General features: G+C 65.2%; 21 protein-coding genes. 18 read left to right on the top strand and 3 right to left on the bottom strand.

Going from position 1 to position 22,552, the window contains the following annotated elements:
- Positions 1–8 precede the first annotated feature (8 nt).
- Together D8676_RS19190 and D8676_RS19185 are read right to left on the bottom strand one after the other, a co-directional pair.
- Positions 9–1,514 carry a glycosyltransferase family 39 protein gene (locus D8676_RS19190; protein ID WP_183097167.1) on the bottom strand — a complete coding sequence of 502 codons (1,506 nt, stop codon included), beginning with the start codon at positions 1,512–1,514 and terminating at the stop codon, positions 9–11.
- 1 nt (position 1,515) lies between these two features.
- Positions 1,516–2,517, bottom strand: a complete 1,002-nt coding sequence (locus D8676_RS19185; protein ID WP_121582701.1) for a glycosyltransferase family 2 protein — start codon at positions 2,515–2,517, stop codon at positions 1,516–1,518.
- Positions 2,518–2,629: 112 nt separating this feature from the next.
- On the opposite strand from D8676_RS19185, the gene D8676_RS19180 reads away from it, so the two are divergent.
- The 6 genes from D8676_RS19180 to pheT all read left to right on the top strand — a co-directional run bounded on the left by D8676_RS19180 (position 2,630) and on the right by pheT (position 8,422).
- Entirely contained in the window at positions 2,630–3,589 is a 960-nt protein-coding gene (locus tag D8676_RS19180) for a lysylphosphatidylglycerol synthase domain-containing protein (RefSeq protein WP_121582700.1), read from the top strand.
- Positions 3,590–3,754: 165 nt separating this feature from the next.
- Positions 3,755–3,964: a 50S ribosomal protein L35 gene (gene rpmI, locus D8676_RS19175; RefSeq protein WP_121582699.1), complete on the top strand. Its 210-nt coding sequence runs from the start codon at positions 3,755–3,757 to the stop codon at positions 3,962–3,964.
- A 32-nt stretch (positions 3,965–3,996) separates the two neighbouring features.
- Entirely contained in the window at positions 3,997–4,398 is a 402-nt protein-coding gene (gene rplT / locus D8676_RS19170; protein WP_121582698.1) for a 50S ribosomal protein L20, read from the top strand.
- Positions 4,399–4,503: 105 nt separating this feature from the next.
- Positions 4,504–5,589: a phenylalanine--tRNA ligase subunit alpha gene (gene pheS / locus D8676_RS19165; RefSeq protein WP_121582828.1), complete on the top strand. Its 1,086-nt coding sequence runs from the start codon at positions 4,504–4,506 to the stop codon at positions 5,587–5,589.
- Positions 5,586–5,999 (top strand): GFA family protein, encoded by a 414-nt coding sequence (locus tag D8676_RS19160; RefSeq protein WP_121582697.1) that lies wholly within the window; start codon positions 5,586–5,588, stop codon positions 5,997–5,999. The genes pheS and D8676_RS19160 overlap by 4 nt, the downstream gene beginning before the upstream one ends.
- 5 nt (positions 6,000–6,004) lie before the next feature.
- Positions 6,005–8,422, top strand: coding sequence for a phenylalanine--tRNA ligase subunit beta (pheT, locus tag D8676_RS19155; protein ID WP_121582696.1), 2,418 nt, complete (start codon positions 6,005–6,007; stop codon positions 8,420–8,422).
- A 116-nt stretch (positions 8,423–8,538) separates the two neighbouring features.
- Here pheT and D8676_RS19150 read toward each other — a convergent pair whose 3' ends face one another.
- Entirely contained in the window at positions 8,539–8,937 is a 399-nt protein-coding gene (locus tag D8676_RS19150) for a hypothetical protein (protein ID WP_147448227.1), read from the bottom strand.
- A gap of 340 nt (positions 8,938–9,277) precedes the next feature.
- Here D8676_RS19150 and D8676_RS19145 point away from each other — a divergent pair, with 340 nt between their 5' ends.
- From D8676_RS19145 to pmtA, 12 genes are all read left to right on the top strand, one after another.
- Positions 9,278–9,613: a hypothetical protein gene (locus D8676_RS19145; RefSeq protein WP_147448226.1), complete on the top strand. Its 336-nt coding sequence runs from the start codon at positions 9,278–9,280 to the stop codon at positions 9,611–9,613.
- A 286-nt stretch (positions 9,614–9,899) separates the two neighbouring features.
- Entirely contained in the window at positions 9,900–12,020 is a 2,121-nt protein-coding gene (locus D8676_RS19140) for a TonB-dependent receptor (RefSeq protein WP_121582693.1), read from the top strand.
- Positions 12,021–12,165: 145 nt separating this feature from the next.
- Positions 12,166–13,146 carry a siderophore-interacting protein gene (locus D8676_RS19135; RefSeq protein ID WP_245426909.1) on the top strand — a complete coding sequence of 327 codons (981 nt, stop codon included), beginning with the start codon at positions 12,166–12,168 and terminating at the stop codon, positions 13,144–13,146.
- Between the two features lie 63 nt (positions 13,147–13,209).
- Complete coding sequence (locus D8676_RS19130) at positions 13,210–14,196, top strand: Gfo/Idh/MocA family oxidoreductase (protein ID WP_121582692.1); 987 nt, start codon at positions 13,210–13,212, stop codon at positions 14,194–14,196.
- 150 nt (positions 14,197–14,346) lie between these two features.
- A complete protein-coding gene (locus D8676_RS19125) occupies positions 14,347–14,856 on the top strand; it encodes a GNAT family N-acetyltransferase (protein WP_121582691.1) in 510 nt (169 codons plus the stop codon).
- Positions 14,853–15,533 carry a GNAT family N-acetyltransferase gene (locus tag D8676_RS19120; RefSeq protein ID WP_121582690.1) on the top strand — a complete coding sequence of 227 codons (681 nt, stop codon included), beginning with the start codon at positions 14,853–14,855 and terminating at the stop codon, positions 15,531–15,533. Before D8676_RS19125 ends, D8676_RS19120 begins: the two co-directional genes overlap by 4 nt.
- 122 nt (positions 15,534–15,655) lie before the next feature.
- Positions 15,656–15,958, top strand: coding sequence for a hypothetical protein (locus tag D8676_RS19115; protein ID WP_121582689.1), 303 nt, complete (start codon positions 15,656–15,658; stop codon positions 15,956–15,958).
- A gap of 253 nt (positions 15,959–16,211) precedes the next feature.
- Entirely contained in the window at positions 16,212–17,165 is a 954-nt protein-coding gene (locus D8676_RS19110) for a YbhN family protein (protein WP_121582688.1), read from the top strand.
- A 158-nt stretch (positions 17,166–17,323) separates the two neighbouring features.
- Positions 17,324–19,240 carry a molecular chaperone DnaK gene (gene dnaK, locus D8676_RS19105; RefSeq protein ID WP_121582687.1) on the top strand — a complete coding sequence of 639 codons (1,917 nt, stop codon included), beginning with the start codon at positions 17,324–17,326 and terminating at the stop codon, positions 19,238–19,240.
- Between the two features lie 177 nt (positions 19,241–19,417).
- Complete coding sequence (locus tag D8676_RS19100) at positions 19,418–20,533, top strand: acyltransferase (RefSeq protein WP_121582686.1); 1,116 nt, start codon at positions 19,418–19,420, stop codon at positions 20,531–20,533.
- Positions 20,534–20,697: 164 nt separating this feature from the next.
- On the top strand, positions 20,698–21,825 hold the full coding sequence (dnaJ, locus tag D8676_RS19095) for a molecular chaperone DnaJ (RefSeq protein ID WP_121582685.1): 1,128 nt from the start codon (positions 20,698–20,700) through the stop codon (positions 21,823–21,825).
- Positions 21,826–21,948: 123 nt separating this feature from the next.
- Positions 21,949–22,551, top strand: coding sequence for a phospholipid N-methyltransferase PmtA (gene pmtA / locus D8676_RS19090; RefSeq protein WP_121582684.1), 603 nt, complete (start codon positions 21,949–21,951; stop codon positions 22,549–22,551).
- The last annotated feature ends 1 nt before the right edge of the window (position 22,552 follow it).

Here is a 22,552-nt window from a genome sequence, read left to right as displayed (position 1 = left end):
GGCGGAAGCTACGGTTCCGGGTAAATCCAGGCATAGCTGAAATGATAGACGTCGCCGTCCTGCCCGTAGTGGTATGGCACGGCCATGTCTCGCACCTCCACGTCCTTGCCGGCGAGGCCGGCCTTGTCGAGCCATGCCCGCATGCTTGCGTTCAGCTCGGGCGCCGGCTCGCCGTCGCGCTTGGCACGCCATATGGCCAGCACCGGATGTGTCGTGTCGAAAGCATAGGGCTGCGTCAGCGCCTCGTAGCCGGGGATGGTCACCGAGATGTCGGCGGCGTGCAGGCGCAGATTGCCGGCTAGCTGGTGGTCGCTCGCCAGCACGATCGACGGCCGGTCCTTGCCGGAGGCCAGGATCGCGTCGACGGCGGGGCCGTAGGGCACGTTCTGCTTGCCGTAATCGCCCATCGCGCCGAGCACAGGCGCCCGCGCGAAGAGCAGGAGCGGCACCAGCACCATGATGGCGATCACGATCGCGCCGAACCGCCGCGAGGCGCCGGCAAAGCTGGCGCCGGACGCCTCGATCTTGGCGCACAGATAGACCGGCAGCAGGAAGAAGAGCGGCACCAGCCAGCGATCCTTGATGTCACTGGCGCCGCCGAACACGACCAGCAGCAGGAGCACGACCAGGAAGATCGCGAACATGCGTCCGATCAGCCGCGTCCACTGGTTTTCGGCGCGCCACGACTCGAGCAGCGTGCGCCCGAAGGCGATGGCGAAGACGATGAGCGTCGGCAGGGTGTGCGCTGCGATCGCTCCCGCCAGGGAGAGGATGCCGCGGCCGATCTGGTCGAAACCGCGCCCGTCCGAACCGGCGGTCAGCTTCCCCATCGTACGGCCGGTCGCCTCGTCCATGTGGGTGAGGAACCACAATGCGTGGGGCGCCACGATGACCGCGCCGACAACGAGCGTCAGCAGGACGCGCGGGTCGAAAAGCCGGGCGCGCAGCTCGCGGTCGGGCAGCAGGGCGGCGGCCGCGGCGAGCGGCAGCAGGACGAAATTGTATTTCGACAGGACCCCGATCCCGACTGCGACGCCGGCCATGGCGTAGTCGAGAGCGTTCGGCTGCTTGAGGGCGCGGAAGAAAAAGAAGACGAACATGCAGGCGGCGAAAAGCACTGCCACCGTATGGGAAAGGTCGCGCTGCGCCTCGTAGCCAACCTGCGGCAGGGTGATCAGGCCGAGCGTGGCGATGACGGCGAGGACCCGGTCGCGGATGACGAGATGTGCGGTCAAGCCGAGCAGGAGGTAGCTCAGGAACAGCATGAGGTTCTTGAGCAGCGAAATGGCGAGCACGCTGTCGCCGAACAACTGGACGACCCAATATTGCAGCCAGTTGTAGAAGGGCGGCTGTGAATCGTAGCCCAGCGCGAGCCACTGGGCGAGGAAGAGCTGCTGGCCTTCGTCGAGCTCGAGCGATGCCGGGCTGGCGAGGCGAAGCAGGATATTGACGGCGAAATAGGCAGCCAGCAGCAGGTAGACCCTGCCCGGGTGCCGGGCCAGACCGTCGATCACGTTATTTTTCCCGCGTGTAGAGGCTGCGCACGAAATAGTTCCGCGTCTCGCCGTCGGGCCTGGCCAGTATCTCGGCGAGGATGCCGGTGGTGATCATCTGCACGGAGGCCAGGAACAGCATGACGGCGACGATCAGCATCGGGCGGGTGCCGATATCCTCCCCGAACAGGAATTTCACGCCGAAAAGATAGAGGAAGAGGAGCGCGCTGAGCGCTCCGAAGCTCAGCCCGATGACGCCGAAGAAATGGCCGGGCCGATGCCTGAAGCTCATGAAGAAGACGACCGAAAGCAGGTCGAGCATCACGCGGAAGGTTCGCGATATGCCGTATTTGGACAGGCCGAACTGCCGCGCGTGGTGGCTGACCACCATCTCGCCGATGCGCGAGGTCGGCGCGACGCTGGCGACGAGGGCCGGGATGAAGCGGTGCATGTCGCCCATGATCCTGACCTGCTTCAAGATGTTGGTGCGGTAGATCTTGAGCCCGCAACCATAGTCGTGGACCTTGACGCCGGTGACCTTGCGGATCAGCACATTGGCGACCCAGGAGGGGATCAGGCGCAGAACCAGCCCGTCCTGGCGGTCCTTGCGCCAACCGCACAGGAGGTCGAGCTGCTGCTCTTCCAGCTTGGCGATCATCTTGGGGATGTCGTGCGGGTCGTTCTGGAGGTCGCCGTCCAGCGTCGCCAGCAGCCGGCCCCGCGCCACGTCGATGCCGGCCTGGAGGGCCGCCGCCTGGCCGAAATTGCGCTGCAGCTCGATGATCCTGAGGTCGAGACCCTCGCGGGCGAATTCCTTGCGAGCATTGACAAGCGTGGCGTCGGTCGAGCCATCATCGGCGATGATCAGTTCCCACGGCTTGCCGAAATCCGCGAGGGCCTCGCATACGCGCTCGACCAGCGGCGCGACGCTGTCCGCCTCGTTGTGGACCGGAACCAGGACCGAAAGCTCGATTTCGCTGTCCGCCCCGGTGGCAAGAAGCGGCAAGGGTTGGGATTGCAGCACGGTGTCTCCCCGGAATAAGCCCGGACTTTGGCCGCCCTGTTACATGAGCAGCCTGTCTTAGACAATCGCAGGACGACGCGTGGCCGAGGAAGCAGAAAAGCGAAATGGGCGGATGAAGAACCGGATCGCCTTGCTGGCCGTGGCGCTGATCCTGCTCTACGCAGCCTTCGTGCAATGGATATGGGGCTGGCCGGCCATACTTGCCGCCTGGGCGGAAGTCGGCGTCCCGAGCGTCCTCCTGGCCCTGGTGCTTCTCGTCGGCACCTATTTCGTGCGCGCGCACCGGATCGCCGACTATTTTCCGCGCGAGACTGCCGGCCGTTTCCTCTGGCTGTTCAGGGTCACGCAGATCCACAACATGCTCAACATCATGCTGCCGTTCAGAACCGGCGAGACGAGCTTTCCGCTGCTGATGCGCTCGGAATTCGGCGTGCCGCTGGCGCACGGTACCTCGGCGCTGCTGGTGCTCAGGCTGCTCGATCTGCATGCGCTGCTCGCGGCGGCGGGGATCGGGCTGGTCGCCGGCGCGGGCTACGGCCTGTGGGCCTGGCTGCTCTGGCTTGCCTTCCTGCTGTCGCCGATCGTCGTCCTTCCGTTCCGCGATCCGGTGCTGGCGCTCGCGCGCAGGAAGCTGCCGCAGAGGCTGGAAAAATTCGTCGAGGAGGTGGATGACGGCATCCCGCGCAATCTCGCCGCCTTCGTCCGCGCCTGGGCGCTCACCGTGCTCAACTGGGGCGTCAAGGTGCTGGTGCTGGCCTGGGTGCTGGCGCTGATGGGGGTGGAGCCGATCGCCGCCTGTTTCGGCGGCGCGCTCGGCGGCGAGCTCTCCTCCGTGCTGCCGGTGCATGCGCCGGCCGGCGTCGGCACCTATCCGGCCGGCATCGCGGCGGGTGCGGCGGTCTTCGGCGTGGACCGGGGCGCGGGCGCGGCGGCGGTGCTTGCCAAGGCGAGCATCAACGCGCATCTGCTGATGATCGTTTCGGCGCTGGCCGGCACCGCCGTTTCGCTGGCGCTCCCAATCCTGGCGGGCGCCGGCCGGCGACCTCAGGACCGGCAACGGCAGGGCGATTGAGCGGCGAATTGGCCGTCCCGGTTGCGCTTTTCGCAGCCTGCTGCTATAGGCCCGCGTCCATAACCGTCCGGCAGGGCATGCCGAGGCGGTTTTTCATGCGTTCCGGGCTTTGGTCGGTCCGGAAAACAACAACAGGGGCGCACGGCCCCGGCAAGGAGTAGCAAAATGCCCAAGATGAAGACCAAATCGGCCGCCAAGAAGCGGTTCAAGATCACCGGGACGGGCAAAGTCCTGTCGGCTGCGGCCGGCAAGCGCCACGGCATGATCAAGCGTTCCAACAAGTTCATTCGCGATGCGCGCGGGACCATGGTCCTCGCCAAGCCCGATGGCGAGAAGGTCATCAAGAACTTCCTGCCTAACGGCGGCGGCATCTGAGCCGGCTGGACGCAATTTAAGGAGATCATGACATGGCACGCGTAAAGAGAGGCGTCACCGCCCACGCCAAGCACAAGAAGGTCCTGAAAGCCGCCAAGGGTTTCTACGGCCGCCGCAAGAACACGATCCGCACGGCGAAGGCCGCCGTCGACAAGTCGCTGCAGTATGCCTATCGCGACCGCAAGGCGCGCAAGCGCAACTTCCGCGCGCTCTGGGTGCAGCGCATCAACGCCGCTACCCGCGAGCACGGCCTGACCTACGGCCGCTTCATCGACGGCCTCAACAAGGCCGGCATCGAGATCGACCGCAAGGTGCTTTCGGACATGGCGATCCACGAGCCGCAGGCTTTCGCCGCGCTGGTCGCCAAGGCCAAGACCGCGCTCGAATATCTGAAGAACACCACCCCGAACGCTTTTGAAAGCGCAGTCGCCTAAGGCCGCCGCGCTTCCCAAGCATTCGAAATTCTGATTTGGGAAACCCGCGCCGGCTGGGCTGGCGCGGGTTTTTCTTTGAGCCAGCACTCCGACCGGATCCGGAACATGAGCGAAATGGAAACACTCGAAACTTCCCTGATGAGCGAGATCGCCGCCGCGTCGGACGAGCAGGCGATCGAGGCGGTGCGCGTTTCGGCGCTCGGCAAGAAGGGTTCTGTGTCGGAGCTCCTGAAGACGCTGGGCGCGATGTCGCCGGAGGAACGGCAGGCCAAGGGCCCCGTCATCAACGGGCTGAAGAACCGCGTCACCGAGGCGCTGGGCGCGCGCAAGGCGGAACTGAGGGACGCCGCGATCACGGCGCGGTTGGCGGCCGAAAAGCTCGACGTGACGCTGCCGGTCCGCCAGTCGCCGGCCGAGCGCGGCCGCATCCATCCGATCAGCCAGGTGGTCGACGAGATCGCGGCGATCTTCGGCGACATGGGTTTCGCCATTGCCGAAGGGCCCGACATCGAGACCGACTACTACAACTTCACCGCGTTGAATTTCCCGGAGGGGCATCCGGCGCGGGAAATGCACGACACCTTCTTCCTGAACGGCGTTGACGGCAACCAGCCGAAGCTTTTGCGCACCCACACCTCGCCGGTGCAGATCCGCACCATGGAGGCGCAGAAGCCGCCGATCCGCATCGTCATTCCGGGAAAGACCTACCGGATGGATTCGGACGCCACGCACACGCCGATGTTCCACCAGCTCGAAGGGCTGGTCATCGACAAAAGCGCCAACGTCGCCAATATGCGCTGGGTGCTGGAGGAGTTCTGCAAGGCGTTCTTCGAAGTGCCGCAGCTCAAGATGCGCTTCCGGCCGAGCTTCTTCCCGTTCACCGAGCCGTCGCTCGAGGTCGACATCCAGTGCGACCGCTCGCGGCCGGGCGAGGTGCGCTTCGGCGAGGGCAACGACTGGATGGAAATCCTCGGCTGCGGCATGGTGCATCCGAACGTTCTGCGCCACGGCGGGCTCGACCCCGACGAGTATCAGGGTTTTGCCTGGGGCATGGGCATCGACCGCATCGCCATGCTGAAATACGGCATGCCGGATCTCCGCGCCTTCTTCGACGCCGACGTGCGCTGGCTGCAGCATTACGGCTTCCGCCCGCTCGACATGCCGACGCTGTTCGGAGGGCTGAGCGCGTGACGGAGCACACCGGTTCCTGCCGCTGCGGCGCGGTGCGGTTCCAGGCTTCGGCCGAGCCGCATCACGTCAGCTACTGCCACTGCACCGACTGCCGCAAGGCGACCGGCGCGCCGGTGTCTGCCTTCGTCGGCTTTGCGGCGGACAAGGTTTCACTGACGGGCGAGGCGCTGAAGAGCTTCGACAATGGACCGGTGACGCGCAGCTTCTGCGGCGTTTGCGGTTCTCCCATCGCCTATGCCGACGGGCGCATCGGCGAGACGCTCTATTTTATGCTCGGCGCGATGGACGCGCCGGAAAACTACAAGCCGACGCTGCATGCCTATGTGCGCGAGCAACTGCCCTATGTGCACATGCCGGACGGGCTGCCGAGGCATCTGAGAACCAGCGTAGCAAGACCTGACGAGACGTAAAAATCATGAAGCTCACCCTCTCCTGGCTCAAGGACCACCTCGAGACCGACGCGTCGCTGGATGAAATCGTCGAGCGGCTGACCTCGATCGGCCTCGAGGTCGAATCGGTGGACGACAAGGCCAGCCTAAAACCCTTCGTCATCGCAAAAGTCCTGACGGCGGTTCAGCATCCGGACGCCGACCGGCTGCGCGTGCTGACGGTGGACACCGGCGACGGCAAGCCGCCTGTGCAGGTCGTATGCGGCGCGCCGAACGCCCGCGCGGGCCTGGTCGGCGCCTTCGCCGCGCCCGGCACCTACGTGCCCGGCATCGACGTGACGCTGTCGGTCGGCAAGATCCGCGGCGTCGAAAGCCACGGCATGATGTGCTCGGAGCGCGAGCTCGAGCTTTCCGACGAGCATGACGGCATCATCGACTTGCCCGAGGATGCGCCGGTCGGCACCGGCTTCGCCGCCTGGGCGAAGCTCGATGATCCGGTGATCGAGATCGGCCTGACGCCGAACCGACCGGATGCGACCAGCATCTACGGCATCGCGCGCGACCTCGCCGCGGCGGGCCTTGGCCGGCTGAAGGACGGAGCGGTCGCGCCTGTCGCCGGCAAGGGCGATTGCCCGGTCAAGGTCAGGCTGGAGTTCGGCGACACGCCGAAGCTTTGCCACGGCTTCGCGCTGAGGCTGGTGCGCGGCGTCAGGAACGGGCCGTCGCCGAAATGGCTGCAGCAGCGGCTGATCGCGATCGGGCTGCGCCCCATCAACGCGCTGGTCGACATCACCAACTACATCACCTTCGACCGCGGCCGGCCGCTGCATGTGTTCGACGCGAAGAAGGTGAAGGGCGACCTCGTCGTGCGCCGTGCCAGCGCCGGCGAGAAGGTGCTGGCGCTGGACGGCCGCGAATACGAGCTGACGCCGGAGATGTGCGTCATCGCCGACGATGGCGGCGTCGAATCGATCGCCGGCGTCATGGGCGGCGAGCATTCGGGCTGCGACGAGAACACGACCGACGTGCTGATCGAGTCGGCGCTGTGGGAGCCGCTCAACATCGCCCGGACCGGACGCGAGCTCGGCATCATCACCGATGCGCGCTACCGCTTCGAGCGCGGCGTTGATCCCGAATTCATGTCGCCCGGCCTCGAACTGGCGACGAAGATGGTGCTCGACCTCTGCGGCGGCGAGCCGAGCGAGGCCGAGGTGGTCGGCTATGCCGGCCATACTCCGAAGGTGGTTTCCTTCCCCTTCTCCGAGGTGAGGCGGCTGACCGGCATAGAGGTGCCGAAGGCCGAGGCGCTCGGCATATTGAAGCGGCTCGGCTTCGAGCCGAAGGGCGATGGCGACCCGGTCGATGTCGCGGTGCCGTCCTGGCGGCCTGACGTCGAAGGCAAGGCCGATCTCGTCGAGGAGGTGATGCGCATCCACGGCGTCGACAGGATCGCGCCGCAGCCGCTTGGGAGCCATGATGCGGTGAACGGCAAGATCCTGACCACGTTGCAGGTGCGCACCCGCGCGGCCAAGCGTGCACTGGCTGTGCGCGGCATGATGGAGGCGGTGACCTGGTCCTTCATCCCGGCAAAGCACGCGGAACTGTTCGGCGGCGGGCAGCCGGCGCTGAAGCTTGCCAATCCGATCGCCGCCGACATGTCGGACATGCGGCCCTCGCTGCTGCCTGGCCTGATCGCTGCGGCGCAGCGCAATGCCGATCGCGGCATCGGCGACGTCGCCCTGTTCGAGGTGTCGGGCACCTATGAGGGCGATGCGCCGGAGAAACAGCGGCGCGTGGCGGCAGGCGTCAGGCGCGGCACGGCGAAGCTCGACGGTTCGGGGCGCGACTGGGCCGGCAATGCCGGGGACGTCGGCGTGTTCGACGCCAAGGCCGATGCGATCGCCGCGCTCGAGGCCTGCGGCGCGCCGGTCGACCGGCTGCAGATCGAGACGGGCGCTCCGGACTGGTACCATCCCGGCCGCTCGGGCGTGATCAAGCTCGGCCCGAAGACGGTGCTCGGGCACTTCGGCGAGTTTCATCCGAAGACGCTCGCCACGCTCGACGTGTCGGGTCCGCTGGCAGGCTTCGAAGTGTTCATCGATACCGTGCCGGAGCCGAAGGCGAAACCGACGCGCACCAAGCCGAGGCTCGACCTGTCGCCCTTCCAGCTGGTGACGCGCGACTTCGCCTTCGTCGTCGACAGGACGGTCGAGGCCGGCGCGCTGACCAAGGCGGCGCTGGCGGCCGACCGGAAGCTGATATCCGCGGTCTCGGTCTTCGACGTCTTCGAAGGCGCCGCGATCGGCCCCGACAAGAAGTCGATCGCCATCGAGGTGTCGATCCAGCCGGTCGAGAAGACGCTGACCGACGAGGATTTCGAGGCGCTGGCCGGCAAGATCGTCGAGAACGTCAGGAAGCAGACGGGCGGCGTGCTAAGGGCATGAGGTACTCAAGCCACCAAGCTGCCTAGAGCGTTTCCGTGTTTCTTACGGAACCGCTCTATCTGTTTGTTTACGCAATTCCGGACGCAAAACCGCTGCGCACTTTTGCTGGAATTGCTCTAACGGCGGCCCCAGGCCTCGACTGAGGTCGATCCACGACGATCGGTGAACCTGCCATAGGTGAAGTAGATCTCGCGGATGAACCGATCGCGTCCGCGCAGGTCAAAGGTCCGCGTGTAGCTGCCCCGGCGGATTCGGTTGCGGACAGAGAACCGTTCGACCGTGCCGTTCCCGTAACGCACCACGACATCCAGAAGCAGGAGGTCGTTGTCCCGCACACGCAGCCTGATCTGCCTGAAGGTGCCGCGGCTTCGACCGACGGGAATGATTTCACGGTCGAGCCGTCCGTTCACCCGGGCGGTGCCCAACCTTGTCCAGGTCGCGGCTTCCGCGATCTCAGGGAATGCTGGGACAAGCGCGGCAGATCCGAGGGCAAGGATAAAACTACGGCGGTTCATGTTGAGCTCCGTTGCTTTCAGGCGGACGACTCATACCACGGAAGCCTTCGGCACGGTCCATCCATTCGTCATCGCCATGCCAGCCGGATAATAGCGCTCACCGGAAATCCGGTCGGGCGTGACCAGAGCGCCGATTTCGGCGACTTTCGCGGCGCTGAGTTCGATGTTTGCCGCTGAAGTGAGCCTTGGTGGGGTTCCTCGCCTCGTCCCGCACCCGGTCGGCCTCAGGGCCGGCTGGACAACTCGAAATATATCTGTACTACCTATGCGTGTAAGAACGCTTGGGGGAGTACAGATGCATTTTGGACATGGTTTGGCGGCTGCGCTTTGCGCTGCCGTGATGGCTTCACTCGCAATTCCTGCCACGGTCGAGGCGGCGTCGCTGGCCGGACAGGTCGGAGACAAGAGGCGAGGACAGGTGCTCCCTGCCTATACCAGAGGCTCCTGCGGCGCGGCCTGGAAAGCCTATGTCGCAGCGCCGGGACACTCGGCCTATGCTTCGACCCGCTACGCCGGCCCCTTCGCCAGACAGCATGAAGCGATCTTCTGCGGCATCGACCGGAATGCATCTTCCCAGAAGGCGGCCGAGCAGCGCGCCATCGCCCGTTGCAACGGCGCCAAGTCGAAATACAAGATGCGCTCGATCGGGCCCTGCGAGATCGTCGCTTCGAAGTAGACCATGAGCTGTTTGCGCTCGATACGATCCTAGCCGTCAGTGCCATTCGGCCCGCGTAAGGAGGCAGGCCGAATGGTCGCATCCGGCCATCGCGCTGGCGCTGAAGCCGTCGGCTACGGCAGCGTTTGCCCAAGTTTCGAGCCGCTTTAGCATAACGCCTGCAAACTTCTGATTCCGCAGCGAATAAAACTTGACTCTAAGAGTCATGATTCATATTCAGCTGTTATCCTCAACCGAGACGAGCCAGCCATCGCAGCCAGCTGTCATTGCATGCTGGAGACTATCGATGGTCAGCCGTCCGCTGCCCCGCAACCTCGTTGCGGCAGGCACCGCCCTTACTTTGCTTTGCGCCTTCAATCCGGGTCTGGCGCTTGCCCAGGAGGCCCAAGTCCTGCCCCAGGGAGGGCAGGATGCAGCGGAGGCCGAGGGCGCCGAGGCGAAGGCCGACGGCAAGACGACTGTCCTCGACCGGATCACCATCACCGCCACCATGCAGCTGCAGGCGGTGATCGACACGCTGTCCGGCACCAGCGTGGTCGGCCGCGAGGAGATCGACCGCATGCAGCCGACCACGGCGGCGGACATCTTCACCGGCGTGCCCGGTGTGGCGGCGGCGACCAACGGTGACGATCCGGCGACCTCAATCAACATACGCGGCCTGCAGCAATACGGCCGCGTCGCGGTCACGCTCGACGGCGCGCGCCAGGACTATTGGCGTGTCGGGCACGGCTCGGGGTCGTTCTTCATCGAGCCGGAACTCCTGAAGCAGGTGACGGTGATCCGGGGGCCTGTCTCCAACGCCTATGGTTCCGGCGGCATCGGCGGCGTCGTTGCGTTCGAGACCAGGGATGCGCGCGACTTCCTGCGCGACGGCGAGACATGGGCGCTGAGCGAGAAGGTGCGCTACGAGACCAATGGCGAGGGGAAGCTGTCGAGCACCACCGGCGCCTACGCCTTCAGCGACGCCTTCGACGTCATCGGCAATTTTGTCTGGCGCGACAGCGAACCCTATACGGACGGCAATGGCGACGTGGTCCGCTGGACCGGCGAAGAGGTGAGGAGCGGCTTCGGCAAGATCACCATGCGGCCGGCCGACGGCCACGAGCTCAAGCTCAGCGCCATCGTCCAGGACTACGGCGACTTCATCACAGGCTCCAGCGGCTCGGCCTCGTCGACGCTCAGCCGCTACGACGCGGACACCGAGGTCTATACCTATACCGGCAACTATACCTACCAGCCGGAAGACAACGACTTCTGGGATTTTGCGGCGAACGCCTATCACGCCAGCACGCGTGCCGACCAGTTCCAGGTCTGGCCGAATTCCGCCTATGGCAAGACGCGGTATTACGACGTCGCCACCAATGGCGTGAACGCGCGCAATTCGTCGCGGTTCGACGCGCTGAACATGCAGCACACGCTGACCTACGGCGCCGACTACTACGACCTCGAGGGCGAATCCGACACCGACAATTTCGGCAACGGCTCGCAGATGGCCTATGGCGGCTATGTGCAATGGGAGGGCGAATATGCTGGTTGGCTCGACCTCATAGGGGCGCTCCGCTACGACGGCTACGAGCTCGAGGGGATATCGAAGCCGGCTCCCCTGCAGCCCGCCGAGGAAGTGTCGCTGAGCGGCAACCGCTGGTCGCCGCGCTTCACCGTCGGCGTGACGCCGGTCGAAGGCTTCCAGGTCTACGGCACCTATGCCGAGGGTTATCGCGTGCCGCATCTGCAGGACGTGTTCCGCCAGAACGGCGCGCATGGGTCGGGCTACGAGCCGAACCTGCTCCTCAAGCCCGAGGTGGCGCGCACCTGGGAGGCTGGCGTCAACCTGCAGTATGACGACGTCTTCGCCCCCGGCGACCTGCTGCGCGTCAAGGCCGACGTGTTCTATTCGGATGTCGAAAACTACATCAACACCGTCACCTTCGGCGGCATCACGCGGTCGGAGAATGTCGGCACGGCCCGACTGAAGGGCGTCGAGTTCGAGGGCGTCTACGACTATGGCTGGGGTTTCATCAACCTCGCCATGTCGTTCACCGACGCGACCATGCTCGACGGCGTCTATGCCGGTGACACGCTGAGCAACACGCCGCTGGACAATGTGGCGATGACGCTCGGCCTGCGCGCCTTCGACGACCGGCTGACCTATGGCGTCCAGTACCAGCGCATGGGCGAGGTGACCCGCGTGCTGAGCACCGGCACGAAGGTCTATCCGCGCGTCAACCTCGTCAACCTGTTCGCCAACTGGGACATCAACGACAATCTGAGGGCGGACTTCGGCGTCGATAACCTTTTCGACGAGGCCTACACCGACCCGCAGACCGGCTGGGCGACGGCGTCCGACGTCGAGCAGGGCAAGGGCCGGACCTTCAAGATCGCACTCACCGGCCGCATCGGCGGCTGAACCGGACCGGACGCCGGGCAGCCGGCGTCCCCACGCATCAAAGGAACCGCATCGTGACGCTCAGCAGCCGCGCAGACATCCCGCTCAGCCACCTACCGGATTATCTGGAAACATCGTCGACCGGCTGCGCAGCTATCATCCGGACGTGTCGCGGGCGGACGGGCGGGCCGAGTTCCGCTATCCGTTCGGCCGCGCCGCGCTGCATTTCCCCGAGGGGCGGCTGGTGATGACGGCCGAAGCGCCCGACAAGACCGGACTTGCCCGGGTCAAGGACCTGGTGGCGGTGGCCGTGCAGCTCTACGCCAAGACGGAAAACCCGCGCATCGTGTGGACAGGTGACCTCGCCGGTGAGACCCGGCTGGAGCAGTTCCGCCTGATGCGGGTGACCGGAAAGGATTTCGTGACTCCGCGCATGCTCCGGATACGCCTCGGCGGCGACGACCTCGCGCGCTTCGGCCTGTTCGGCGGCATGCACATACGCATGCTGTTTCCGACGCCGGAGAATCCCGATCCGGTGTGGCCGGTCATGGGGCCGAACGGATTGCCGGCATGGCCGTCGGAGACGCAGCGGCCGGTTTCGCGCGCCTATACGGTGCGCCGGCTCGACGCCGAGGCGGGCTGGATGGAGGTCGACTTCGTCATGCATCAGGACCATGGCGTCGCTTCGTCCTGGGCGGCGCATGCGGCGGAAGGCGACGCGGTCGGTGTGCTCGGCCCGGTCGGACGGCCGCTGAAGACGGCGCAATGGTATGTGCTGGGCGCCGACGAGACCGGCCTGCCGGCAGTCGGCCGCCTGCTGGCGAGCATGGCGGCGGATACCAGGGGCGTCGCCTATATCGAGGTGGAGGATGCCGCCGAGGAGCAGGAACTCGACCGGCCCGAGGGCTTCGACATCCGCTGGCTGCATCGCAAGGGCGGCGTGACCGATCTTTCGACCGGCCTGTCGGAACTGGTCTGTGGCGAGGCGTGGCCCGGGCACGAGCAGGCGTTCGGCTGGTTCGCGGCGGAAGCCTCGGTGGCGAAGCGGGTGCGCGCGCACTGGCGCGAGGTGCGGGGGCTGGGACGCGACCGCACGCTGGTCGCCGGATACTGGCAGCGCGACAGCACCGGCTTCATGGCCGGCTGATTTCCGCTTGCCTTTCGCCTCGCGGAAGGCTCCTCTGTCGCCCGGCAAAACGAGGAGAGACGCATGTTCCGATGGGGAATTCTTTCAACCGCCAAGATCGGGCGCGAGCAGCTCATTCCGGCGATCGTCGATGCCGACAACGGCGTGCTGGCAGGGATCGCCAGCCGGGACCTGAAGAAGGCGAAGGCGCTTGCCCAGCGCTTCGGCGCGCTGCATGCCTTCGGCTCCTACGAGGACATGCTCGCCTCCGACAAGATCGACGGCGTCTACATTCCGCTGCCGACCTCGCAGCATGTCGAATGGGCGGCGAAGGCCGCCGAGGCCGGCAAACATGTGCTGGTGGAAAAGCCGCTGGCGCTCGACGCCAAGGACATCGCCAAGCTGATCAAGATCCGCGACCGGAAGAAGGTTCTGATCTCGGAAGCCTTCATGGTCACCTACCATCCGCAGTGGATCAAGGTGCGTGACCTCGTGCAGTCCGGCGCGATCGGCACCCTGCGCTATGTGCAGGGCGCGTTCACCTATTTCAACGTCGACCCCAAGAACATGCGCAACATCCTGTCTCTCGGCGGCGGCGCGCTGCCCGACATCGGCGTCTATCCGACCGTCTCGACGCGCTTCGTCACCGGCAAGGAGCCGAAGCGCGTGCAGGCGACGGTCGAGCGCGACAAGAAGTTCAAGACGGACACCTATTCGTCCATCCGCGCCGATTTCGGCGATTTCGAACTGTCCTTCTACCTGTCGACGCAACTCGCCCACCGCCAGTTGATGGTGTTCCACGGCGACAAGGGGTTCATCGAGGTGCACGGGCCCTTCAATGCCGGGCTCTACGACCACCACCGCATCTCGCTGCACAACCAGAACCACACCGAGGAGACGCTGTTCCGCTTCCCCGGCGCGTCGCAGTACCGGCTGCAGGTCGAGGCTTTCGCCCGCGTCGCCAAGGGTTCGAAGGAGCCGCTCTTCACGCTGGAGAGCTCGGTGAAGAACCAGAAGGTGATCGACGCGATCTTCCGCGCCGGCGACAGCGGCGGCTGGGAGAAGGTCTAGGGCTGCCCCCAGCGGGACTGCTTCTGGCAGAGCCGTCCCGGATACAGTCGGAAACATTGAGCCCGTCCGTGCCGGCATGCGGCCGAAACATGCCGGCCGCATGCTCGACCCTGCGAGTACGCTTCGCTTGCGACTCGCAGGAGGGCAACAATGGACCAGCACGCGATCGGTTTTCGCCGTGCGACCGAGCATGATCAGCGGGCGATCCGCGCGCTGGTCCGGGGCGAACGCCTCAATCCCACACGCATCAACTGGCCGAATTTCCTGGTCGCCGCCATGGCCGACCGCGTCGTCGGCGCGGCGCAGATAAGGCGCCACTCCGACGGCTCGCGCGAGCTCGGCTCGCTGGTGGTGGCCAAGGACCTGCGCGGGCATGGCATCGTCTCGCGCCTGATCGATACGCTGCTCGCCGACGAGCGCGAGCCGATCTGGATGATAACGCCCGAATCCCACGCCCGCATCTATGCCCGCTGGGGGTTCGAGGAGATCGAACCGAGTGCCGCGCCGGTCAAGGTGCGGTTCAACTGGCGGATCGGTAGCCTGGCGCGCATCGTCTCGTTCGTCAGGCGGTTGCCGAGAAGGCGGCTGGTCATCCTGGAGCGGCTTCCGGTCGAGCGGCGGAAGTCGGCCGCTAAGGCCGCCGCCAGGGCGATATCGTGAGCCACGTTCTCGACCGCCCGATCTGGAACGCGCTGAACACGAGGCATGCCGCGCTCGCCAAGGGCGACGGCGACGCGAAGCGCTATGCTCCGTCGATCCATCCCTTCGCCTGCGGCCGCGACGAAAGCCCGGAGAGCCTGGCGGCCTTCGCCGACATCGCCGAGCCGGGCGAGACGCTGATCTTCCTGCAGGCGGATGAATTCGTGCCGCCGCCGCGGTTTTCCACCTCGGCCACGTCGTTCGGCGTGCAGATGGTGGCGGAACGGTCCATGCCGGAATTCGAGGACGAGCGCATCGAAAAGCTCGGCGAAACCGATGCGGCCGATATGCTTGAGCTCGCGATGCTGACCAAGCCCGGTCCCTTCACCATGAAGGCGCAGGCGCTCGGCTCGTTCTGGGGCATCCGGGAGAACGGCAGGCTGATCGCCATGGCGGGCGAGCGGCTGAAGCAGGAGGGACTGACCGAAATCAGCGGCGTCTGCACGCATCCCGACGTCCGCGGGCGGGGGCTGGGGCGGCTGCTGACGCTTTATGTGGCCGGAAAGATCTACGGGCGGGGCGAGCAGCCTTTCCTCCACACCTACGCGACGAATGCGGTCGCGATCGCCCTTTACGAGAAGATCGGCTTCAGGCTGAGGACGCGCATGAACGTCGCCGTGATCGAACGGCAGGCCTAGTCCTCCAGGCAAATCCCGCAAGAAATCTTTGAACCATCCGGGCTCTCCGGGCGACCGATAGAGGTCAGCAACCCGGAGCGCTTCAAACGGTCGCGCTCCCCAAGCAGAAAGGGAGTACCGCAATGATGAAATACGCCTTGATCCTGTCGGCCTCGGTCACGCTTGGCCTGACCGCGGCCGCGACTGCCGCCAATGTTGACGGTCCAGCCACACCGTCGCTCGAAATGTCGGACGGTTCCTACGAGGTCGCCGGCATGGTCTGGCGCTGCGGCAAGAACAACCCGGCCTGGTGGGGCACGTTCGGCAATGGCTGCCTGAAACAGAAGCGCCAGGCCAGGAAGAACGGCTCGGCGTCGACGGGCACTGGAAACTTCACGGCCGAGCAGACGGCGCCGCCTCCGCCCAAGCGCCGCTTCAGCCAGTAGCGGCGCGGCCGTCACGGGCCATACGAAGACCTGACCAGTGAGAGGAAGCGGCGGACGGCCTCCCGTCCGTCGCTTCCCTGCCGTTGCGGCATGCGGCTGGCGACTCTTCTGGCCGAATTGCCCCTCGACTTCCTGTTCCCCGGGACTTTATTTAGTCACGTAAGTGAGGGGGGCTCGTGTCAGGCGAGCATGAGAGGAGAACAGGTCTCCCGGCCACGGAGCCGGAGAGGCTCCAACATGGCCTTGGAGGCGAATGACGCTGAAGAAACTTATCTGGCCCGCCGTGGGAACGCTCGCCATCGTTCTGTCCGGCTGGCTTCTCTATCGCGAGCTGCGCGGGCTCTCGCTGGCCGATCTCGCCGACAGCCTCGTAGCGATCCCCGCAAGTGGCTGGATATTGTCCGGGCTGTGCACGCTGGCGGCCTACGCGGCGCTCGCCGGCTACGACCGCATCGCGCTCCTGCATCTCGAACGCACGGCGTCGTGGCTCTTCATCACGCTCTGCTCGTTCACCACCTATGCACTGTCGCACACGATCGGCGCGTCGGTCTTTTCGGGGGCGGTCGTCCGCTATCGCGCCTATTCCTCGCGCGGCCTGACGCCGCAGGAGATCGGCGTGCTGGTGGCGTTCTGCTCCTTCACCTTCGCGCTCGGCGTGGTGCTGCTCACCGGGCTCGTGCTGGTGGCCGAACCCGAGATCACCGAGCGGATCGCCGACCTCGTGCCCGAGGGCGTGTCGATCACGACGGGCTATTTCCTGCTGGCGCTGGTCGGTTTCTACGTGCTCGGGAGCTGGCTGGGCCTGCGGCCGCTCCGGATCGGCTCGATCAACCTCCAGTATCCGCGGCTGCCGATCGTCGCGCGCCAGCTCGTCATCGGGCCGGTCGAGCTGCTGGCTGCGGCGGGCATCGTCTATTTCGCGCTGCCTGAAGCCGGGAATCCCGGCTATTTCATCGTGCTCGGCATTTTCCTGATCTCGTTCAGCGTGGCGCTGCTTTCGCATGCGCCGGGCGGCGTCGGCGTGCTGGAACTGGTCTTCATCATGGCGCTGCCGGACATGGATCCCGCCGACGTGCTGGCGGCGCTGCTGGTGTTCAGGTTCTTCTACCTGATCATACCTTTCCTGATCGCCATTGTGATCCTGCTGGTTTTCGAGCGGTCGCAACTGATGCAGCCCGACCTGGAAGGACGGGAAAACGCCTCATGACCTGACTTGCGTTGGAAATTGGCCCTTCTTATATACGCCGCAACCGCGCGAGCCGGCTTGAAGGCCTGTGCCCGGCGCGGAATTTCCAGTGAACAGGGGTCGTCCCCGGAACGCCGCATTGGGTCCTGACGACCTGCTTGAAGGAGAGAATTAGAGAAATGGCAAAAGTAATCGGCATCGACCTCGGAACCACCAATTCCTGCGTCGCCGTCATGGACGGCAAGGACGCCAAGGTCATCGAGAACGCGGAAGGCGCGCGCACGACCCCTTCCATCGTCGCTTTCACCGGCGACGGCGAACGTCTGGTCGGCCAGCCGGCCAAGCGCCAGGCGGTGACCAATCCCGAAAACACCATCTTCGCGGTCAAGCGCCTGATCGGCCGTCGTTACGACGATCCGGTGACCGAGAAGGACAAGAAGCTCGTCCCCTATCACATCGTGAAGGGCGACAATGGCGACGCCTGGGTTGAGGCCGGCGGTAGCAAGCAGTCGCCCAGCCAGATCTCGGCCATGATCCTGCAGAAGATGAAGGAGACGGCGGAAGCCTATCTCGGCGAGAAGGTCGAGAAGGCCGTCATCACCGTTCCGGCCTATTTCAACGACGCCCAGCGCCAGGCCACCAAGGACGCGGGCAAGATCGCCGGCCTCGAAGTGCTGCGCATCATCAACGAGCCGACCGCCGCCGCGCTCGCCTACGGCCTCGACAAGAAGGACGGCAAGACGATCGCCGTCTATGACCTCGGCGGCGGCACTTTCGACATCTCGGTACTGGAGATCGGCGACGGCGTGTTCGAGGTGAAGTCGACCAATGGCGACACCTTCCTCGGCGGCGAGGATTTCGACATGCGCCTCGTCGAGTACCTGGCGGCCGAGTTCAAGAAGGAACAGGGCATCGACCTGAAGAACGACAAGCTGGCGCTGCAGCGGCTAAAGGAAGCCGCCGAGAAGGCGAAGATCGAGCTGTCGTCGGCTGCGCAGACCGAGATCAACCTGCCCTTCATCACTGCCGACCAGACCGGTCCGAAGCACCTGACGCTGAAGCTGACCCGCGCCAAGCTGGAGCAGCTCGTCGACGATCTCGTGCAGCGCACGATCGAGCCCTGCAAGGCGGCGCTCAAGGATGCCGGCCTCAAGGCTGGCGAGATCGACGAGGTGGTTCTCGTCGGCGGCATGACCCGCATGCCGCGCGTCCAGGAAGTCGTGAAGCAGTTCTTCGGCAAGGAGCCGCACAAGGGCGTCAATCCCGACGAGGTGGTTGCGCTGGGTGCCGCCATCCAGGCCGGCGTGCTGCAGGGCGACGTCAAGGACGTGCTGTTGCTCGACGTGACGCCGCTGTCGCTCGGCATCGAGACGCTGGGCGGCGTGTTCACGCGTCTCATCGAGCGCAACACGACGATCCCGACCAAGAAGAGCCAGGTCTTCTCGACGGCTGAGGACAGTCAGTCGGCGGTGACCATCCGCGTCTTCCAGGGCGAGCGCGAGATGGCTGCCGACAACAAGGCGCTCGGCCAGTTCGACCTGGTCGGCATTCCGCCGGCTCCGCGCGGCGTGCCGCAGATCGAGGTCACCTTCGACATCGACGCCAACGGCATCGTCAACGTCTCGGCCAAGGACAAGGGCACCGGCAAGGAACACCAGATCCGTATCCAGGCGTCGGGCGGCCTGTCGGACGCCGACATCGAGAAGATGGTGAAGGACGCCGAGGCCAACGCCGAGACCGACAAGAAGCGCCGCGCGCTGGTTGAGGCCAGGAACCAGGCCGAGAGCCTCGTGCATTCTTCCGAGAAGTCGCTCAAGGATTATGGCGACAAGGTCTCGGAGGAGGACCGCACCGCGATCGCTGACGCCATCACGGCGCTGAAGACCGCTGCCGAGGGCGAAGACGCCGACGCGATCAGCGCGGCCACGCAGACGCTTGCCGAAGCCTCGATGAAGCTCGGCCAGGCGATGTACGAAGCCTCGCAGAAGGAGGCGGCCGAAGCCGACGCCAAGGCCGATGCGGCCAAGGATTCGGACGTGGTCGACGCCGACTTCGAGGAGATCGACGAGGACGACGACAAGAAGAAGTCGGCCTGATCGCCCCTTTAGGATCGCAAGCAAAAGCCCGGCGTTCGCGCCGGGCTTTTTTGTTGCCCCGCATGCCGCAGCGTTAAGCTTAACAAACCCTTTCCGACACAGGCGCGGACTCCTTTGTTAAGCATCGGGGAACGGCTGGTCCGACAGCCGCGTGACGTGGGCAGGGGAAGTCTCGCTATGCATTTTCGGGTCCTGGGTTTCTGGCGCGTGCTGGCGGCGTTCCTGGTGATGATCTTCCACTATCTGTCCTATGGGCCTGCCGACGCGCTGGAACTGGCCGAGAGGATGCGCAGCCTGATGCCGCTGCTCGACATGTTCCTGATGATCTCCGGATTCCTGATCATGCTGCGCTACGCCGACAGGCTGCTGGTCGAGCGCGGCGGCTATATGAGCTTCCTGGTCAGGCGGATCGCCCGCTTCTATCCGCTCTATCTGCTGACGCTCCTCTATTTCGTCGCGGTCGGGGCGGCGGCGCATCTCGGCCTGGCGGGCTCGCCCGACGACGGGCGCTACGACTTTGCGGCGCTGCCGGCCAACCTGCTCCTGGTACAGGGATGGGGGTTCACCGACGTGCTCACCTTCAACTATGTCGGCTGGACGCTGTCGGCGGAATGGTTCTGCTATCTTACCCTGCCCCTGGTGGTGCTCGTCCATCGCCGCTTCGGGCTTCTCGGACTGGCGGCGCTGATCGTGGCGGTGTGCGTCGCGCTCGAGATGGCGGTCGCCAAGGGCGTCATCCCGTTCGAGAGCTGGATGGTCGCCGACACCTGGGGCGCCTATCGCGCCTTCGCCGATTTCGCCATCGGCGCCTTCGTCGCCGTGCTCGTGCGCGACAGCCGATGGGAACTGCGGAGCCATGCGCCGGGCTGGGCGCTCTTCGGGGTCGGCGTCGTCCTGATGTGGCACGGCCTTTCCGGCTACGCGGCGCTTCTCCTCCTTGCCATCTCGATCTTCCTCGCCGCCCTCGCCGAGCGCAACAACCAGGATGCGACGCTGCCGCTGAAACCCTTCGACCCGCTGGCGATGGCCTCCTTCAGCATCTACCTGATCCACCCGGTGGTGGCGTCGCTGATGCTGGGCATCCTCTGGCGCAAGCTGCTCGAACCGCTCGGCTTCATCGACTTCTATGCATACTGGCTGGCGCCCATGGCGGTATCGGTCGTGCTGGCGCTCCTGTCGGCCCGCTACTTCGAGGCGCCGCTCGGCAAGCTTCTCAACGAACGCTTCGCAAGTATTTCCTCCGGCGCCGGGAAGATGACGCGCCGCGCGGCGCGAATAACAGTTCAAAACTGAAAAAAACGCGGCCCAACTGCCTGAACCACTGGCATTGCGGCGGCCGGCTTACTAAATCGGGACACACATGCTAGAGCGAGGCGCCCGGATGGCTCCTCGCGTGTTGGAGCATGGCGATTTCGCTGAAGGGCGGCAGCGAACCAAGGCAAAAATTGCGATAGGCGATGAAGGCTGATTTCTACGAGACGTTGGGCGTCCAGAAGGGCGCGGATGAGAAAGAGCTGAAGGTCGCCTTCCGCAAGCTCGCCATGCAGTTCCATCCCGACCGCAATCCCGGCGATCATTCCTGCGAGCACAAGTTCAAGGAAATCAACGAAGCCTACGAGACGCTGAAGGACCCGCAGAAGCGCGCCGCCTACGACCGCTTCGGCCATGCGGCCTTCGAGAATGGCGGCATGAACGGCGCGCACGGATTTGCCGCCGGCGGCTTCGCCGATATCTTCGAGGATATTTTCGGCGACATGATGGGCGGCGGCCGGCGCCGCTCTTCGGGCGGGCGCGAGCGCGGCGCCGATCTCCGCTACAACATGGAGATCACGCTGGAGGAGGCCTATACCGGCAAGACCGCGCAGATCCATGTGCCGGCGTCCGTCTCCTGCACCGACTGCTCGGGCAGCGGCGCCAAACCAGGCACGCAGCCGGTGACATGCACCATGTGCGGCGGCCACGGCAAGGTGCGCGCCAGCCAGGGCTTCTTCTCGATCGAGCGCACCTGCCCGACCTGCCAGGGCCGCGGCACCACGATCAAGGACCCGTGCCCGAAATGCTCGGGCCAGGGCCGCACCGTCGAGGAGCGTTCCCTGTCGGTCAATATCCCGGCCGGCATCGAGGACGGCACCCGCATCCGGCTTGCCAACGAAGGCGAGGCGGGCCTGCGTGGCGGGCCTTCCGGCGACCTCTACATCTTCCTGTCGGTCAAGCCGCACGAGTTCTTCCAGCGCGACGGCGCCGACCTCTACTGCAAGGTGCCGATCTCGATGACGACGGCCGCGCTCGGCGGCTCCTTCGAGGTGGCAACGCTCGACGGCACGCAGACCCGCGTCAAGGTGCCCGAGGGAACCCAGAACGGCCGCCAGTTCCGCCTCAAGGGTAAGGGCATGCCGGTGCTGCGCCAGCATCAGGTCGGCGACCTCTACATCCAGACCGCGGTCGAGACGCCGCAGAGCCTCTCCAAGCGTCAGCGCGAACTGCTGGAGGAATTCGAGAAGCTGTCGTCGACGGAGAACTCGCCGCAGTCGAGCGGTTTCTTCTCGCGCATGAAGGATTTCTTCGAGTCCTTCGGGGAACGCTGATCACACCCGGCGGCGATCGATCTGCTCAACAAAAGCGACAAAAATCGTTGGGAACGCGACATCAAAGCTTGCGTTGACGCAACGGACTGTTATGTGTCCGCAACCGATTGTTGGAGACCGTCGATGGCCGCTCCGGGACTGCGCAAGTTCGCCGAGAAATTCGATGACGAACTGAAGTTCTTCAAAGGCTGGATCGACAAGCCGCGAGCCGTAGGCGCAATCATCCCGACCAGTTCCGTGACGGCGCGGCGCATGGCTTCCGTCATCGACACCAGATCCGGGCTGCCGGTGCTTGAAGTGGGTCCCGGCACCGGCGTCATCACCAAGGCGATCCTCGGACGCGGCGTGAAGCCGGCCGATCTCTATGCCGTCGAATATTCCTCGCAGTTCGTTTCGCATCTCAGGCGCAACTATTCGGGCGTCAACGTGATCGAGGGCGACGGCTTCAATCTCGACAAGACACTGGGCGACAAGCGCGACGTGGTCTTTGACTGCGTCGTGTCGGGCGTGCCGCTGCTGAACTTCCCCGTCGAGCGCCGCGTCGCCTATCTCGACAGCCTGCTCAAGCGCATCCCGAACGGACGGCCGGTGGTGCAGCTCACCTACGGGCCGAAATCGCCGATCCCACCGGGCCACGGCGACTACACCGTTGAGCACTTCCACTTCATCCTGCGCAACATCCCGCCGACCCAGCTCTGGCTCTACCGCCGCGCCACGCGGAACTGAC

Source organism: Mesorhizobium sp. YM1C-6-2 (assembly GCF_003666685.1).
In the GTDB taxonomy this organism is placed as follows: Bacteria; Pseudomonadota; Alphaproteobacteria; order Rhizobiales; family Rhizobiaceae; genus Mesorhizobium_K.
The sequence above is the reverse complement of the archived record's forward strand: the minus strand, read 5'-3'. Positions and strand labels throughout refer to the sequence as shown.

Bases quoted from the DNA above. Each gene is read 5' to 3' on its own strand.
- D8676_RS19110 (WP_121582688.1), top strand. From the start codon at position 16,212: ATGACGCTGAAGAAACTTATCTGGCCCGCCGTGGGAACGCTCGCCATC.
- D8676_RS19145 (WP_147448226.1), top strand. From the start codon at position 9,278: ATGGCTTCACTCGCAATTCCTGCCACGGTCGAGGCGGCGTCGCTGGCC.
- D8676_RS19115 (WP_121582689.1), top strand. From the start codon at position 15,656: ATGATGAAATACGCCTTGATCCTGTCGGCCTCGGTCACGCTTGGCCTG.
- pmtA (WP_121582684.1), top strand. From the start codon at position 21,949: ATGGCCGCTCCGGGACTGCGCAAGTTCGCCGAGAAATTCGATGACGAA.
- D8676_RS19140 (WP_121582693.1), top strand. From the start codon at position 9,900: ATGGTCAGCCGTCCGCTGCCCCGCAACCTCGTTGCGGCAGGCACCGCC.
- D8676_RS19130 (WP_121582692.1), top strand. From the start codon at position 13,210: ATGTTCCGATGGGGAATTCTTTCAACCGCCAAGATCGGGCGCGAGCAG.
- dnaJ (WP_121582685.1), top strand. From the start codon at position 20,698: ATGAAGGCTGATTTCTACGAGACGTTGGGCGTCCAGAAGGGCGCGGAT.
- rpmI (WP_121582699.1), top strand. From the start codon at position 3,755: ATGCCCAAGATGAAGACCAAATCGGCCGCCAAGAAGCGGTTCAAGATC.
- D8676_RS19125 (WP_121582691.1), top strand. From the start codon at position 14,347: ATGGACCAGCACGCGATCGGTTTTCGCCGTGCGACCGAGCATGATCAG.
- D8676_RS19150 (WP_147448227.1), bottom strand. From the start codon at position 8,937: ATGAACCGCCGTAGTTTTATCCTTGCCCTCGGATCTGCCGCGCTTGTC.
- rplT (WP_121582698.1), top strand. From the start codon at position 3,997: ATGGCACGCGTAAAGAGAGGCGTCACCGCCCACGCCAAGCACAAGAAG.
- D8676_RS19100 (WP_121582686.1), top strand. From the start codon at position 19,418: ATGCATTTTCGGGTCCTGGGTTTCTGGCGCGTGCTGGCGGCGTTCCTG.
- pheT (WP_121582696.1), top strand. From the start codon at position 6,005: ATGAAGCTCACCCTCTCCTGGCTCAAGGACCACCTCGAGACCGACGCG.
- pheS (WP_121582828.1), top strand. From the start codon at position 4,504: ATGAGCGAAATGGAAACACTCGAAACTTCCCTGATGAGCGAGATCGCC.
- dnaK (WP_121582687.1), top strand. From the start codon at position 17,324: ATGGCAAAAGTAATCGGCATCGACCTCGGAACCACCAATTCCTGCGTC.
- D8676_RS19180 (WP_121582700.1), top strand. From the start codon at position 2,630: ATGAAGAACCGGATCGCCTTGCTGGCCGTGGCGCTGATCCTGCTCTAC.